This is a genomic window from Streptomyces sp. XY431, assembly GCF_001279805.1.
Lineage (GTDB): Bacteria > Actinomycetota > Actinomycetes > Streptomycetales > Streptomycetaceae > Kitasatospora > Kitasatospora purpeofusca.
This window is the reverse complement of the sequence record NZ_LGDO01000034.1, coordinates 1-14,438: the sequence shown is the minus strand read 5'-3', so window position 1 is coordinate 14,438 and position 14,438 is coordinate 1. Positions and strand designations below refer to the sequence as shown.

Annotated in this window: 13 protein-coding genes; 6 read left to right on the top strand and 7 right to left on the bottom strand. The window is 74.5% G+C overall.

Translation table 11 applies throughout. The features are described from left to right. Positions 1 to 133: 133 nt before the first annotated feature. The 5 genes from ADK60_RS05760 to ADK60_RS05740 all read right to left on the bottom strand — a co-directional run bounded on the left by ADK60_RS05760 (position 134) and on the right by ADK60_RS05740 (position 4,608). Positions 134 to 1,273 (bottom strand): winged helix DNA-binding domain-containing protein, encoded by a 1,140-nt coding sequence (locus ADK60_RS05760; protein ID WP_053643768.1) that lies wholly within the window; start codon positions 1,271 to 1,273, stop codon positions 134 to 136. Beyond that, the gene (locus ADK60_RS05755) at positions 1,270 to 1,983 is read right to left on the bottom strand and encodes a glycerophosphodiester phosphodiesterase (RefSeq protein WP_045943085.1); all 714 of its coding nucleotides are present in this window, start codon (positions 1,981 to 1,983) and stop codon (positions 1,270 to 1,272) included. The genes ADK60_RS05760 and ADK60_RS05755 overlap by 4 nt, the downstream gene beginning before the upstream one ends. 53 nt (positions 1,984 to 2,036) lie before the next feature. Continuing rightward, on the bottom strand, positions 2,037 to 2,486 hold the full coding sequence (locus ADK60_RS05750; protein WP_053643766.1) for a hypothetical protein: 450 nt from the start codon (positions 2,484 to 2,486) through the stop codon (positions 2,037 to 2,039). 100 nt (positions 2,487 to 2,586) lie between these two features. Beyond that, positions 2,587 to 3,003 carry a TOBE domain-containing protein gene (locus ADK60_RS05745; RefSeq protein WP_199839606.1) on the bottom strand — a complete coding sequence of 139 codons (417 nt, stop codon included), beginning with the start codon at positions 3,001 to 3,003 and terminating at the stop codon, positions 2,587 to 2,589. Positions 3,004 to 3,399: 396 nt separating this feature from the next. Further along, positions 3,400 to 4,608, bottom strand: coding sequence for an ROK family transcriptional regulator (locus ADK60_RS05740; RefSeq protein ID WP_053643764.1), 1,209 nt, complete (start codon positions 4,606 to 4,608; stop codon positions 3,400 to 3,402). Positions 4,609 to 4,814: 206 nt separating this feature from the next. On the opposite strand from ADK60_RS05740, the gene ADK60_RS05735 reads away from it, so the two are divergent. From ADK60_RS05735 to ADK60_RS05710, 6 genes are all read left to right on the top strand, one after another. After that, positions 4,815 to 6,170, top strand: coding sequence for an MFS transporter (locus ADK60_RS05735; RefSeq protein WP_053643762.1), 1,356 nt, complete (start codon positions 4,815 to 4,817; stop codon positions 6,168 to 6,170). 205 nt (positions 6,171 to 6,375) lie between these two features. Continuing rightward, positions 6,376 to 6,987 carry an RICIN domain-containing protein gene (locus tag ADK60_RS45595; RefSeq protein WP_053643760.1) on the top strand — a complete coding sequence of 204 codons (612 nt, stop codon included), beginning with the start codon at positions 6,376 to 6,378 and terminating at the stop codon, positions 6,985 to 6,987. 85 nt (positions 6,988 to 7,072) lie between these two features. Continuing rightward, positions 7,073 to 7,876, top strand: coding sequence for a TVP38/TMEM64 family protein (locus tag ADK60_RS05725; protein ID WP_234370954.1), 804 nt, complete (start codon positions 7,073 to 7,075; stop codon positions 7,874 to 7,876). A 353-nt stretch (positions 7,877 to 8,229) separates the two neighbouring features. Then, positions 8,230 to 8,622, top strand: coding sequence for a cell division protein SepF (locus tag ADK60_RS05720; protein WP_052709686.1), 393 nt, complete (start codon positions 8,230 to 8,232; stop codon positions 8,620 to 8,622). 201 nt (positions 8,623 to 8,823) lie between these two features. Further along, a complete protein-coding gene (locus ADK60_RS05715; RefSeq protein WP_045944475.1) occupies positions 8,824 to 9,378 on the top strand; it encodes a TetR/AcrR family transcriptional regulator in 555 nt (184 codons plus the stop codon). 100 nt (positions 9,379 to 9,478) lie between these two features. Continuing rightward, positions 9,479 to 11,053: an MFS transporter gene (locus ADK60_RS05710; RefSeq protein WP_053643758.1), complete on the top strand. Its 1,575-nt coding sequence runs from the start codon at positions 9,479 to 9,481 to the stop codon at positions 11,051 to 11,053. Positions 11,054 to 11,131: 78 nt separating this feature from the next. On the opposite strand, the gene ADK60_RS05705 is transcribed toward ADK60_RS05710, so the two are convergent. Further along, positions 11,132 to 13,606, bottom strand: a complete 2,475-nt coding sequence (locus ADK60_RS05705; RefSeq protein ID WP_052709687.1) for a SpoIIE family protein phosphatase — start codon at positions 13,604 to 13,606, stop codon at positions 11,132 to 11,134. Positions 13,607 to 13,750: 144 nt separating this feature from the next. Continuing rightward, positions 13,751 to 14,374 (bottom strand): TetR/AcrR family transcriptional regulator, encoded by a 624-nt coding sequence (locus tag ADK60_RS05700; RefSeq protein ID WP_053643756.1) that lies wholly within the window; start codon positions 14,372 to 14,374, stop codon positions 13,751 to 13,753. Positions 14,375 to 14,438 lie beyond the last annotated feature (64 nt).

Genomic DNA, 14,438 nt, shown 5'->3' with positions numbered 1-14,438 from the left:
CCGATTGAAGCCAGCCCCCCGGTGCGGGTACAGAGCACTCGCCCTCGAACCACCCCAATGAGTCACCCCACCGCGAACGGCCGTCCGGGCACCGGACGCCAGCGCTACCCGGCGCCACCCGGTGCCACCCCGCTCACCCGGCGGGCTCGAAGCGGACCTCGCCGTCGCCGCCCGCGAAGGCGAGCACCCGTTCGGCCTCGGCCAGGGCGGCGCGCCGGTCGGACGGGTCCAGCGGCGGGCCGAACGGGCGGACCGTCAGCGACCGGGCGCCGGAGCGCTCCTCGACCAGCCGCCAGCTGCCGGCGACCAGGCCGTCCACCAGCAGGGAGCCGAGCACGATGCCGTTCTGGGTCATCACCCGGGGCCGGTACTCCTCGGGCAGCACCCGGGTGCGGTCGGCGTGCGACAGCAGCAGGTTGTCGAACGGGGCGATCAGCCGGACCGGAGCGGGGGTGTCCGGGTCGGGCCTGGGTGCCTCGGGCAGGTCGTGGAGCAGCCGGCCGTGTTCGTCGCGGAAGGTGACCAGGCGGGGCGCGAGCCGCTTCAGGACCGGGGCGAGCCTGCTGAGGCCGCACCACTTCTGCAGGTCGGCGGCGGTGGCCGGGCCGAAGGCCGCGAGGTAGCGCAGGGCGAGGTCGTCGAGCGAGGGCTCGGGGTCGAGCGGCCGGCCCAGCCAGGCCTCGGCGGTGGTGTGGGCGGCGGGTCCACCGCGGCCCCAGAGGCCGCGCGGCGGGACCTGCACCAGCGGGAGCAGGGCCCGTGCGGCCTGGGCGAGCGCGGCCGGGTCGCGGTCGGGGCGGGTGTCGGCGAGTTCGGCGCCGAGCAGCTGGAAGGTGCGCGGCTCCTTGTCGACCAGGCCGCGGGCCTCGGCGGCGAGCGCGTCGAGGTCGAGGCCGACCAGCCACTTGCCGAAGGAGGCGCGCAGGGCCTTGTCGAGCACCGGCTGCAGCAGTGGACGCAGGGTCAGGCAGTCCTCGGCGGTGACCAGGTGGATGGTGCCGCGCTGGAGGGCGATCCGCACCACCCGGCGGCTCTCGATCAGCTCGGTGAGCGCCTCGGGCGCGAAGCCGTCGAGGCGGGAGAGCAGGCCCAGATAGGGCGGCTGCGGGGCGGCCTGGGCCTGGAGGCCGCCGAGGTGTTCGATCATGGCGATCGGGGTGGCGGTGGTCCGCTCCAGCAGGTGCTGGCGGGCCAGCAGCGCCCGTCCGAGCGCCCGCTGCCCCAGTACTCCGCCCTCGGCCGCCGCGCCGCCGGCCCGCTCCTCCGCGCTCACCGGCGGCCGTCCAGGACGGCGCGCAGCAGGGCGATCCGGTTGCTGGTGATCGAGTCGACGCCGGCCGCGCCCAGCTTGCGCATGGTGCGGCGCAGGTCGGCGGTCCAGGTGGAGACCTCCAGTCCGGCCCGGTGGGCGGCGACGGTGAACTCGGGGGTGGCGAGGCCGAACGGCGGGTTGATCCAGCGCGGGCGCAGATCGTCGAGCAGGGCGCGGGCGGGCAGCCGGGGCTGCTTCCAGGTGAGGGCGATCTCGGCCTCGGGGGCGAGGGCCCGGACGGCCAGCATGGCGGTGGCCGGGCCGCAGAAGCCCACCCGCCGCTCGGCGCCGAGGCCGACGACCACCTCCCAGGTGGCGGCGACCGGGCCGGCGTCGTCGAGGTCGAGGAGCAGCCGGCCGCCGGGGGTGGCGGCGGCGGTCTTGAGCGCCTCGGCGAGGGTGGGGACGCGGTACCGGCCGCCGCCGATCCCGTCGAGCTGCTCGGCGGTGAGCCGGGAGAGCGGGCGCGGGTCGTCCCAGAGCCGTTCGAGAGTCTCGTCGTGCAGCAGGACCGGGACCCGGTCGCGGGTCAACCGGACGTCCACCTCGACGGCGTCGGCGCCGGCGGCGAACGCGGACTCGACGGAGGGGAGGGTGTTCTCGCGGTGGCGGTAGGGGTCGCCGCGGTGGGCGACGGCGAGCACGGGGCGGCGGGCGGCAGAAGCGGTCATCGGTCCGTTCATCGTTCGGCTCGTCGGTGGGAGGGGCGGTTGCGGACGTCCGGTCAGCGGATTCTCCTGGCGAGCCAGGGTGTCAGGGTGAGCGCGGTGACGGCCTCGCGGTAGCTCGGCTCGCCCGGCACGGTGACGATCATGGTGCAGGAGGGCGGGAAGACGCGTTGGTCGAGGTGGACCAGGCCGGTCCAGAGGGAGTTCAGGAAGGCCGGGACGCTGTCGCGGGGGACGTCGAACGGCACGTGCTCCACGGTGACGAGGGCCTCGTCGTGGACGAAGAGCCGTACGGTGACCTCGGGCGGGCCGGCGATCTCGACCAGGGCCTCGTGCGGTATCGCGGCCAGTTCGTCCGCAGCCGCGCCGTCGGCGCCGACCAGTCCGGCGAAGGTCCGGTCCCGGCCGATGTCGTGGCTGGTGCTCACCTCGCGGCCGTGCCGGGCGGCCGTCGCCTCGATCGCGAGGACGGCGCTCTGGGTGGACGGCAGCGGGGGGTGGGGCATCGGGCGGTCCTCTCTTCGGCGGGCTGGGCCACGGGCACGGCCTCGGGCGGTCAGGCGGTCGGGCCCGGGGACGCGGGTCCGGTGACTCGGGCTCAGTCGATCATCGTCGTTCGATCATCACATTGGTCGATTTGATGACAGCCGTCGCGGGTGCACCGGGCACCAACTCCAGCTCCTCCGCCGACTCCCGGCTGATCAGCGACACCACCCGGAACGGCCCGGCCTGGATCTCCACCTGGGCGGCGACGTCGCCCAGCACCACGGCGGTGACGATGCCGGGGAAGCGGTTGCGGGCCGAGGAGGGACGGCCCTCGGCCGCGGCGGTCTCCGGGCGGGCCAGCTCACGCGCGAACGCGGCCAGTTCGGCGCCCGCGATGATCCGGTGGCCGTGCTCGTCGCGCTCGGCGACGACCCGGCCGGCGTCCACCCAGCGGCGCATGGTGTCGGCGCTCACGCCGAGCAGCGCGGCGGCCTCGCCGATCCGGTACGGGTTGGCCGGTGCCCCTGGGTGGCCCATGGTTGCGACTCCTGACGGTGGTTCGGACGGTCCGGCGGGCGCGCGGCCCGACGGACGGACCGCTGATCGGGCCGACCGTCGGTCGAACGGCCCCGGCGCCCGCCGCCCATCCTGCCGCACCGGGCACCCACCCCGTGAAGCCCTGGCCCCTCCGTGTACCCGCCCCCCTCCGGCCCCGTCCCGCGAACCACTTTGCAAAGTTCTGTCAACCTGACCCGAAAACACTTTGCAAAGTGGCATCGGCCCAGCTCAGCGGCAGGGCGCAAGGCCCTGACGGCCCACCCGGGAAGCACTTTGCAAAGTCCCGTCAACCCGACCAGCTGCACTTTGCAAAGTCCCGTAGACCCACCCCCGAGAAGCACTTTGCAAAGTTTCGTCAACCCAGCACAGCACCCCCTACGGCTCACCGAAGAGGTCGCGCCGGACGGCGTCACCGGCAGTGAGGACCGCGCCGCCGAGGACCGCGCCACCACCCGCCTCGCCCGCTCGGACCTCGGTGCGCACCGGCGAGAGGCCGGCCAGCCGCCGTTCCACCCGGGCGGCGAGCTCGGCGCCGCCGGCCCGGCCGACCTCGCCGCCGAGGACGACGCAGCCGGGGTCGAGGACGACGCAGATGGCCGAGGTGCCGAGCGCGATCCGCTCGGCCAGCTCGTCCAGGAAGGGCCCGCCGGGCCGTCCGTCGCCGAGCGCGTCGAGGGCGGCGCGGACGGCGGCCTCGGCGGCGGCCGCGTCGTCGGCCCGGTCGGCGGGCAGGCCGTGGGCGCGGGCCAGCGCGCAGACGGCCGCACTCCCGACCAGCCCGTGGAAGCCTCCCTCGCAGCCGGTGGCGGTGGGCAGCGCCGTGGTGCCGGGGACGGGCAGGAAGCAGATCTCGCCGGCGCCGCCGCCGATGCCCCGGCGCAGCTTGCCGTCCAGGACGACGGCGGCGCCGACGCTGTGGCCGAGCCAGACGAGGACGAAGTCGTCCCGCCCCCGGGCGGCGCCGGTCCGGTACTCGGCCCGCCCGGCGAGGTTGACCTCGTTCTCCAGGATCACCTCGGTGCCGGGCAGCTCGCGCAGGGCGGCCAGCAGGTCGGCGTGCCAAGCCGGCAGGTCGCCGGTGGACTGGAGCCTGCCGGTGGCGGGGTCGACCAGGCCGGGGGCGCCGACGGCGACCGTGTGCAGGTGCGGGACCTCGGCCCGGCGGGCGGTGTCGAGCAGGGTGCGGACGATCCGGGCGGCGGCGGCGCGGTGGGCGGCGGCGTCGGCGCCGGGGTCCTCGATCACGAGCTCCGCGGCGGCCAGGGTCCGCCCGGCCAGGTCGGCGACGACCAGGGAGACCCCGCCGGAGCGGACGTCGAAGGCGGCGAGGTGGGCGCGGGAGGCGACCAGGGCGTAGAGCCGGGCGTTGGGGCCGCGCCGCTGCTCGCCGCGTTCGCCGACGACGGCGACCAGGCCGCTGCGGCCGAGCCGGTCGAGCAGGTCGGCGACGGTGGGCCGGGAGAGCCCGGTGAGGTCGCGCAGCTCGGTGGCCGTGAGTGGTCCTTGGTCGAGCAGCAGGTTGAGCGCCAGGCGGTCGTTGATCGCCCGGGCGGTGCTCGGCGTGGCCGTGCGAGCGGTGGTCATACCCGGACATCTTTCCAGAGTATTTCTATCAGGGTCCCTTCCTGATAATTTATCGACCGGCGCCCGGCACACCTTCCGGACCGGCAACCCGTCCGAACCGGCCGCCGAAGGGTGCTCGCCGCTGACAAGGGCGGCCATCCGCAGGACCATCGAAACCACCACCCACGGGGCACCGCCGCGGCACGCGGTGGGGAGGGAAGAGCCGGATGACCACCAGCCCGACCACAGGACCACCGCTCTTGGACACACCGGGCGCCGCCCGCCGGGCGCGCGTCGCCGTCGCCCTGGCGTTCGGCGTGCACGGCGCCGTCAGCGGCACCTTCGTCAGCCGGATCCCCTGGATCCAGCACCACCTCGACCTCTCCCCCGGCCAGCTCGGACTGGCCCTGGTGATGCCGGCGATCGGCTCGTCCCTCGCGATGCCGCTGGCCGGCCGGTTCGTGCACCGCTGGGGCGGGCGGGCCGTGGTGCGCGTCCTCCTCTCGCTCTACTGCCTCACCCTCGCGCTGCCCGTGCTCGCGCCCTCGCTGCCGGTGCTCTGCCTCGCCCTGCTGGCCTACGGGGCCCTGGCGGGCATGGCCGACGTGGCGATGAACGCCCAGGGCGTGGAGGTCGAGCAGCGGATCGGCCGCTCGATCATGTCCGGTCTGCACGGGATGTGGAGCATGGGCGGGCTGGTGGCCGCCGGCATCGGCATCCTCGCGGCCCACCAGTCCCTCGACCCCCGGCTCCAGCTCGCGGTGGCCGCCCTTCTGCTGCTGGCCCTCACCCAGCCCGTCTGCGCCGCCCAGCCGGATGTCCGTGCGCCCCAGCAGGGCGAGGAGCCGCCGCGGTTCGCACTGCCGCCGCGCAGCTCGCTGGCGATCGGGCTGGTCGGCTTCTGCGGGGTCTTCGCGGAGGGCGCGTCGATCGACTGGAGCGGCGTCTACCTGCGCGACGTCACCGGCGCCTCGCCCACCGTGGCGGCCGCGGCGTACACGGCGTTCTCGCTCACGATGGCGGTCAGCCGGCTGGTCGGGGATGCGGTGATCCGCCGCGTGGGCGCCGTGCGGGCGGCCCGGCTCAGCGGCGCCGTCGCCACGGCCGGCGGTCTGCTGGTGGTCGTGGCGGACCGGCCCGCGCTCGCGATCCCCGGCTTCGCGCTGATCGGGATCGGCGTCGCGGTGGTCGTCCCGCTGGCCTTCGCGGCGGCGGGCCGGATCGGCGACAACCCCAGCCAGGCGATCGCCGGGGTCGCCACCGTCACCTACACCTCGGGCCTGGTCGCGCCCGCGATCGTCGGCGGCCTGGCCCAGGCGTCCTCGCTCACCGTCTCCTTCGGCGTGGTCACCGCGCTCTCCTTCGCCCTGCTGCTCGGGGCGGGCGCGCTGCGCCGGGCGGAGATCGGGGCCCCGGGCGGCACCGTCACAGGCAGCACCGTCCCGGCGGACGCGGCGCCGGTCGGCACCGCACCGGTCGGCACCGCGCCGAAGGGTCCGGGCACGCGGGAACCAGTCGTGGGCGAACCGGCTGCCCGGGAGCCGGTGTCCCGGGGTTCCGGGCCGAACTCCCCCACGGGCTGACCCAGGCACCACCCCGGGCAAGGGCCCCGGAACCACCCGCTTCCAGGCCGGGCACGCACACCGCGTGCCCGGCCTCCGCGCGCCCGAGGCCGGATCGGCCGACGGGCTTCTAACCTTTCGTCACATCGCGTACAACCTCTTCGGGCCGCCGGCTGTCGGTCACCTCGGCACCGCGTTCTCGAAGCCACCCACCGAGGGGAACCCCATGACCCGCCCTCGCTCCGCCGCCGCGCTCGCCGCCGGCGCCCTCACCCTCACTCTCGCCGCCGTCCTCGCGACGCCGGCCACCGCCACCCCCACCTCCCGGACCGCCGACCCCGCCGCCCCCACCGGCTCCGCCCGTCCGAGCGGCTCCGCCACCACCGCCGCCGTCGCCGCCGGCGCTCCGATGACGGTCATCACCGCCAACCCCTCGGACACCCAGAAGTGCCTGGACGTCACCGGGCAGAGCACCGCCTCCGGCACCCTCGTCGAGCAGTGGACCTGCAACGGCGGCACCAACCAGCAGTGGTACTGGACCGAGGCCGGCGAGCTGGTGAGCGTGGCCAGCGGCAAGTGTCTGGACATCCCCCGCTTCAGCACCGACGGGGGCGTGCAGGCCGTCATCTGGCCCTGCAACGGCGGGACCAACCAGAAGTGGACCCAGACCCTCGTCCACCACGCCGGTGTCTACAACCTGACCAACGTCAACAGCGGTCTCAACCTGGACGTCCAGGGCGCCTCTCCGGCGGACGGCACCCCGGTGATCCAGTGGCCGCAGACCTACGGGCTGAACCAGTGGTGGTTCTACGGCTCCGTGCCCACCGCCCGGGGCTGAGCCCGGCCGGCCCTCCGGTCGCCCGCCCGTCCGCCCGGGACCACCCGCATCCCGGGCGGGCGGGCGGCCCCGTTACGCTCGAACGGTGCCCGCACCCGTGACCTCCCCGCCGCCGCCCGGCCCCGCACCGGCCGTCGGACCCGCCCTGGCCGACAGTCCCGCCCCGGCCGACGGAACCACCCCGGGGCACGGACCGGCTCCCCTCGACACCGCGGCACCGGCCGACGGACCGGCCCGCTCGCCCTGGCCCCGGTTCGCCCTGCTGGTGGCGATCCTCGGCGCGGCGGCCGGCTCGCTGCTGCTGTGGAGCCCCACCGCCCTGCTCGACGGCGGACTCACCGACGGGATGCCCTGGTACTGGCGCGGACCCCTGTTCGCCGCCGTGTACGCGGTGGGCACGGTGGCGTTCTTCCCCCGGCCCGCCCTGAACGCGGCCGCCGGGCTGCTGCTCGGACTGCAGGAGGGCCTGCTGCTCGCCGTCCTGGGCACCACCCTCGGCGCGGCCGCCGCCTTCGGGCTCGCCCGCTGGCTGGGGCAGGACGCGCTGCGCCGCCTGCTGCGCGGGCGCGTACTGGTGGCGCTGGACCGGCGCTTCACCGACCAGGGCTTCCGCAGCGTGCTGCTGCTCCGGCTGTTCCCCGGCCTGCCGTTCCAGGCGGCCAACTACGGCGCCGCCGTCTCCGGGGTCCGGTTCGGCTCCTTCATCGGGGCGACCGCACTCGGGGTGATCCCGGTCACCGCGGTCTACGTCGCGGCGGCGGCCACCGCGCGCGAGCCCGGATCGACCGGCTTCCTGCTCTCCGTGGGGGCCCTCGGACTGCTCGGGCTGGCGACCCTGGTCCAGGTCGGACGGGCCGCTGCCCAGCGGCGGCGCACGGTCACTGACTGAGCGCCGGGCGTCCGATCCGGCACGCCGGGCGCGCAGAGCATCGAATCCGCTCCGCCGGCCGGGGTTGTTGTCGGTCCCGTGTGAAATCGTTCCCGCATTGTTGACAGAAGGTCAATTGCGCGGTGACCGCGACCGATATGGTCTACGCGCGCAACCGTACGCCGTTCTCCCGCGTCGCAACTGGTGCCCGGGTCCACCCGGGGCCCCGGCGCGGCGCGACTCGTACGGACCGCGCGAGCGGGCACGACACCGGTGATCAGTGCGATACTCGGACAGTTCCGACGAGTGGATGACGTGTCAAAAGGACACGCGCACCGGGGGACCTGTACGGAACAGAGGCAGGGAGGCGCGGCATGGGAGCACTTCGCGACGAGCACCACAACGGGTGGCTGATGCCCTCCGGGAACTACCCGGCCGCGGTGTACGACGACGAGTGGGTCGAGCAGGAGACGGTGTCGTCCTCCCCCGCCCCGACGAAGATCGTCTCCCTGCGGCCGACCGGGTTCGAGGCGGCCCGCACGGTCGGCGAGCACATCCGGGCGAGCATCCCGGTCGTCATGGACCTCACCGAGATGGAGGAGGCGGAGGCCAAGCGCATGGTCGACTTCGCCTCCGGTCTGATCTTCGGCACCCGCGGCGGCATCGAGCGGATCGCCCGGCGGGTCTTCCTGCTCACCCCGGCGGACGTCGAGGTGATGGTCATCGACCGCCCGCTCGACGAGACCGGCTTCTACAACCAGAGCTGACCGGCGGCCGCTCGGACAGCGGCGCCCACGACCGGGGACGGCACTCGCCGTCCCCGGTTTTTTGCTGCCCTTGCTGCCCTTGCCGCCCTTGCTGCCTTTTTGCTGCGCCGTTGCCGCCCGGCCACCGGACGGCCCCGGCTCGAATGAGGCACTGAAAATAATTCTGAGACATCCATGTCTCATCCGGAGTACACTCGTCCCATGGCCACCGATCGTGACTCCGTTCTCGAAGCCGCCGTCGGCGTGCTCTCCCGCCGCCCGACCGCCCACCTCGACGAGATCGCCCGCGCCGCGGGCATCAGCCGCGCCACCCTGCACCGGCTCTTCCCGGGCCGGGACGCGCTGATTCGCGAGGTCGGCCTGCTCGGGCTCCAGCGCTTCGGCACCGCGCTCGACAGCGCCGCCGTCGAGGAGGGCGACCCGCACGCCGCGCTGCGCCGGCTGGTCGACGCGCTCGTCCCGGACGCCACCCTCTGCGCCTTCCTGGCCGGCGAGAGCACCCTCTACGACGACGAGGCGATCGACGAGCTCTGGGAGTCGCAGATCGCCCGGATGCACGCGCTCTTCCTGCGCGGGCAGCAACAGGGCACCTTCCGGATCGAACTCTCCGCCGCCTGGCTCAGCGAGGCCTTCTTCGACCTGGTGGCCGGGATCGGCTGGGCCATCCAGGACGGCCGGCTGGCCCCGCGCGACGCCGCCTTCTCGCTCTCCGAGCTCTTCCTCGGCGGCGCCCTGCGGACCCCGCGACCGAACTGATCCCGCCCCCGCGACGTCCGCACCCACCCTCGCGTCCGCACCCACCCTCACGTTCGCCCTCACCTGCCGCACACCGGACCGGAACCGGACACCGATACCCATGAGCAGTACCGTCCACCTCCAGCCCCGCCAGCGCTGGACCGGCCTCGCCGTCCTCGTCCTGGCCGTCACCCTGGTCGCCGTCGACGCGACCGTCCTCTCCCTGGCCATCCCCTCGATCAGCGAGACCCTGCGCCCCAGCGGCACCCAGCTGCTGTGGATCGGCGACGCCTACTCCTTCGTGCTCGCCGGACTGCTGGTCTCGATGGGCTCGCTCAGCGACCGGATCGGCCGCAAGCGCCTGCTGCTGATCGGCGCCACCGCGTTCGGCGCCGCCTCGCTGCTCGCCGCCTACGCGCCCAGCGCCGGCTGGCTGATCCTGGCCCGCGCGCTGCTCGGCGTGGCCGGGGCGACGATCATGCCGTCCACCCTCTCGCTGATCCGCACCCTCTTCCCGGACGACCGCGAGCGGGCCACCGCGATCGGCATCTGGGGCGCCGCCGCGACCGCCGGCGCCGCGCTCGGCCCGGTGGTCGGCGGGGTGCTGCTGGAGCACTTCTGGTGGGGCTCGGTCTTCCTGCTGAACATCCCGGTGCTGGTGCTGCTGCTCGTGTTCGGCGCCTGGCTGCTGCCCGAGTCCAAGGACCCGAACCCGGGCCGCTGGGACGTGCTGAGCGTGCTGCTCTCGCTCGCCGGTGTGATCGGCGTGGTCTACGCGATCAAGGAAGCGGCCGCGCACGGCGTCCTGCGCTGGGACGTGCCGGTCACCGCCGTGCTGGGCGCGGTCGCGCTGACCGTGTTCGTCCGGCGCCAGCTGCGGCTGGACACTCCGCTGCTGGACGTCAGGCTGTTCCGCGACCGCCGGTTCACGGCCGCCGTGCTGGCCTCGCTGATCGCGCTGATCGGGCTCTCCGGCGTGGTCTTCGTGACCTCCCAGTACCTCCAGCTGGTCCGCGGCTACCCGCCGCTCAAGGCCGGTCTGGCCGAGCTGCCCGCCTTCGCCGGCGCGGTGGTCGGCGGTCTGCTGACCGCCCGGCTGGTGCGCCGCACCGGCGCCCGGACGGCGCTGACCGCCGGTCTGCTGGTGATGGGCATCGGGATCGGAATGCTCGGCTGGATCCAGCAGGACTCCACCTATCTACTGCTGGCCGCCGCGTTCCTGCTGGTCGGCACGGCCGAGGGCGTGGTCTACACGCTCGGCGCCGACCTGGTGCTGACCGCCGCGCCCGCCGACCGGGCGGGCGCCGCGTCGGCGGTCTCCGAGACCGCGTACGAGCTGGGCACCGCGCTCGGCATCGCCCTGGTCGGCTCGGTGGTCGGCGCCCTGTACGCGGGCCGGCTGACCGTCCCGGCGGGCGCGGACCCGGCGGTGGCCACGCAGGCCGGCGAGTCGCTGGGCGGCGCGGTGGAGGCGGCCCACGGGCTGCCGGACACCCTGGCCGGACCGCTGCTGGAGAGCGCCAGGACGTCCTTCGTCCACGGCGTCAACGTGGCCGGGATGCTGGCGGGCGCGCTGCTGCTGGGTGCGGCGGTGCTGGCCTGGCGCCTGCTGCGGGGGCTGAACGACCGGACCGCCGCGGGCGCCCCGGAGCAGCCGGCCGCGGCGCCGGAACCGGTCCGGGCCTCGGCGCACTGACGACGGACGAACGGCGCGGGCCGCCCCCGGATCCCCCGGGGGCGGCCCGCGCCGTCGTCCGTTCCCGGCGGCCGCGGCTCAGCCGGCGCCGAAGGGGAGTTCCAGTTCGGCCCAGACCACCTTGCCGTCCCTGGTCAGCCGGCTGCCCCAGCGCTGGGCGAGTTCGCTGACCAGGAACATCCCGCGACCGCCCTCGTCCTGTTCGGCGAAGGGGCGCAGCTGGGGTGTCTGGCCGCCGCTGTCGGCGACCTCGACGGTGAGGACCCGGTCGCGGAAGAGCCGCAGTCGGCGTGGGGCGTCGGCGTGCAGCAGGGCGTTGGTGACCAGTTCGCTGACCAGGAGTTCGGCGTAGTCGGCGAGTGCGGACAGGCCCCAGTCGGCGAGGGTGCTGCGGGTGAAGCGGCGGGCCTTGCCGGGGAGGCGGCCGTCGCCGGTGAGCGGGAGGGTGGCGACCCGGTCGGCGGGCAGGGGCAGTACCCGGGCCATGATCATGGCGATGTCGTCGTCGCTGCCGCCGCTGACCAGTGCGGCGAGCACGGCGTCGCAGTTCTCCTCCAGGGTGCGGCCGGGGCCGGAGAGGGTGCGGGCGAGCAGGTCGATGCCCTCGTCGAGGTCCTGGCCGCGCCGTTCGACCAGGCCGTCGGTGTAGAGGGCGACCATGCCGCCCTCGGGGAGGACGAAGCGGACCGATTCGAAGGCCACTCCGCCGACGCCGAGCGGCACGCCGGGCGGTGTCTCGATCCGGTGGGAGGTGCCGTCGGGGGCGACCCAGACCGGGGGCAGGTGGCCGGCGGAGGCGATCTGGAGGGTGCGCTCCAGGGGGTCGTAGACGGCGCAGATGCAGGTGGCGAACTGGCCCTCGCCGATGCCCGAGGCGGTCTCGTCCAGGCGGGTGAGGACCTGCTCGGGCGGCATGTCGAGGGTGGCGAGGGTTCGGGCGACGGTGCGCAGCTGTCCCATGGTGGCGGCGGCTCTGATGCCGTGTCCCATGACGTCGCCGACCACCAGGGCGACCCGGCCGCAGGAGAGCGGGACGACGTCGAACCAGTCGCCGCCGACCTCGCTGGTGACGCTGGACGGCAGGTAGCGGTAGGCGATCTCCAGGCCGAGGGTGCGGTGGATCTCCTGGGGCAGCAGGCTGCGCTGGAGGGTGAGCGCGGTCTCGCGTTCGCGCCGGTAGAGGCGGGCGTTGTCGATGGCGAGGGCGGTGCGGGCGACGAGTTCCTCGGCGAGGGCGACGTCGGAGGCGGTGAACGGTTCCGGGTTGCGCATCCGGATGAATTCGGCGCCGCCGAGGACCATGCCGCGGGCGGTGACCGGGAGCATCAGGTAGGAGTGGATGCCGGCCGCGAGCCCGGGGGCGACCCGGTCGGGGCTGGCGACCAGGCCGCGCAGCACTTCTTCGTCGACGCGGGAGCGCAGGAGGGGGCGGCCGCTGCGCAGGCACTGGGTGTAGCTGCGTTCGGGGGCGTACTCGGAGACCTCGCCGACGGTGTCGACGGCGTGCACGAGCCCGGTCTCGTAGGACTCGCCGACGGCGACGGCGCGCAGTTGGACGCCGCGGTCCTCGGGGATGGGGGTGGGTTCGGCGCCTCGGAGCACGGTTTCCAGGAGGTCGACGGTGGCGAAGTCGGCGAATCTGGGGACGACGGCCTCGATCAGTTCTTCGGCGGTGCGCTGGAGGTCGAGGGTGGTGCCGATGCGGGCGGTGGCTTCGGCGATGGTGGCGAGGCGTTCCTGGGCGCGGGCGGCGCGGGCTTCGGCCTGGAAGCGTTCGGTGACGTCGATGATCGAGGAGCAGACGCCGAAGACGCGGCCGGTGGAGTCCTCCAGTCGGAAGTAGGAGGCGGACCAGGCGCGGTCGCGGCGCGGGTCGCCGGGGACGCGGCCGTGCGAGCGGGCGTCGACGACGGGTCGGCCGGTGGCGAGCACCTGCTTCATGATCTGTTCTATCTCGGCGCTGTTGATGCCGGGCAGGACGCTGCTGATCCGGCGGCCGAGGTGGGCGGCGACGGGTACGCCGTTCATCCGGGCCAGGGATTCGTTGAGCCGTACGTAGCGCAGTTCGGTGTCGTAGACGGCCATGCCGATCGGGGACTGGCCGAAGATGCCGTCGAGTACGGCGAGGTCGGCCTCGACGCGGTGCAGGGCGGCGGTGTCGGAGGCGGTGGCGAGCAGCAGCAGGGTGCCGCCGGGGCCGGCGATGGGGTAGGTGCGGAATTCGAGCTCGACGGTGCGGCCGTCGCGGTGGCGGACGGGGAAGACGCCGCTCCAGCCCTTGCCGCTCATGATCCGGGTGAAGAGTTCGAGGACCTCGGGGCGGTCGCTGTCGTCGGTGAGCAGCTGGGCGGCGTGGCTGCCGACGGCTTCTTCGGCGGTCCAGCCGAGCAGTGCTTCGGCGTCCTCGCTCCAGTGCAGGATCAGTCCGTCGTCCTGGAGCAGGGCGGTGGCGAGCGGGACGAGGCGGTGGCCGTCCAGGCGTGTGGGGGCGGCGCCCGTTCGGGGGCCGGTGGCGTCGGTCGCGTCGGTCGCGTCCCACTCGTCTCTCCGCATGATCAGGCAGCACCCCGGTTCGGCTCGTGCCCGGCCGGGCGGGCCTCGTGGTCCGTGCGGCCGGGGTTCTTCTCCAGACTGCACGGACATCGACCGCCCGGCGACCCCTTGGTGAGGGTTACCGGTCGGGCAGGTGTACGGGCGTCATGGGCCTACCGGGCGCAGCGTACTCTCCAGAAGGCTCGCCCACTGCCGGATCACTCCGGATCGTCGGAGGCTGTCGTCGGTGAGCAGATTGGCGAGGCCGAGTCCGCGGGCGAGGTCGAGGGTGGCCTGGACGGTTTCGCGGACTCCGGGTCGGCTTTCGTCGGCGCCGAGGAAGTCGACGGTGGCGCGGTGGGCCTCGCGTCCGACGTGCCCTTCGAGTCGGATGATCCGTTCGCGCAGGGGTTCCTCGGTGGCGGCGGCGACCCACAGCTGGAGTGCGGCCCGGAAGAGCGGGCCGGTGTAGAGGCGGACGATCATGCCGACGACGGCTTCGGTGCGGGCCGGGCCGGCGGGCGGCAGGGTGTCCGCGTGGGCGCGGACGGCGGCGAGGCGTTCGGCGGTGACGTGTTCGACGGCTGCGGTGAAGAGGTCCTCCCGGGTCGGGAAGTGGTGTTGGGCGGCGCCGCGGGAGACGCCGGCCCGCTCGGCGACGACGGCGACGGTGGAGCCGTGCCAGCCGAGCTCGGCCAGGCAGTCGACCGCCGCCGCCAGCAGCCTGGCCCGGGTGGCGCGGCTGCGGTCCTGTCGGGGGGTGCGCGCGGCGGCGGGGTGGGTGGTCATCTGCGGCGGCGGTTCCTGTCCGTGCGGGGGCGGGCGGCTGGTCGATCCTCGCAGACGGTGGTCG

Excerpts from the sequence above, each read along its gene's own strand:
- ADK60_RS05755 (WP_045943085.1), bottom strand. The coding sequence starts at position 1,983 with ATGACCGCTTCTGCCGCCCGCCGCCCCGTGCTCGCCGTCGCCCACCGC.
- ADK60_RS05750 (WP_053643766.1), bottom strand. The coding sequence starts at position 2,486 with ATGCCCCACCCCCCGCTGCCGTCCACCCAGAGCGCCGTCCTCGCGATC.
- ADK60_RS05745 (WP_199839606.1), bottom strand. The coding sequence starts at position 3,003 with ATGGGCCACCCAGGGGCACCGGCCAACCCGTACCGGATCGGCGAGGCC.
- ADK60_RS05740 (WP_053643764.1), bottom strand. The coding sequence starts at position 4,608 with ATGACCACCGCTCGCACGGCCACGCCGAGCACCGCCCGGGCGATCAAC.
- ADK60_RS05735 (WP_053643762.1), top strand. The coding sequence starts at position 4,815 with ATGACCACCAGCCCGACCACAGGACCACCGCTCTTGGACACACCGGGC.
- ADK60_RS45595 (WP_053643760.1), top strand. The coding sequence starts at position 6,376 with ATGACCCGCCCTCGCTCCGCCGCCGCGCTCGCCGCCGGCGCCCTCACC.
- ADK60_RS05720 (WP_052709686.1), top strand. The coding sequence starts at position 8,230 with ATGGGAGCACTTCGCGACGAGCACCACAACGGGTGGCTGATGCCCTCC.
- ADK60_RS05715 (WP_045944475.1), top strand. The coding sequence starts at position 8,824 with ATGGCCACCGATCGTGACTCCGTTCTCGAAGCCGCCGTCGGCGTGCTC.
- ADK60_RS05710 (WP_053643758.1), top strand. The coding sequence starts at position 9,479 with ATGAGCAGTACCGTCCACCTCCAGCCCCGCCAGCGCTGGACCGGCCTC.
- ADK60_RS05705 (WP_052709687.1), bottom strand. The coding sequence starts at position 13,606 with ATGCGGAGAGACGAGTGGGACGCGACCGACGCGACCGACGCCACCGGC.
- ADK60_RS05700 (WP_053643756.1), bottom strand. The coding sequence starts at position 14,374 with ATGACCACCCACCCCGCCGCCGCGCGCACCCCCCGACAGGACCGCAGC.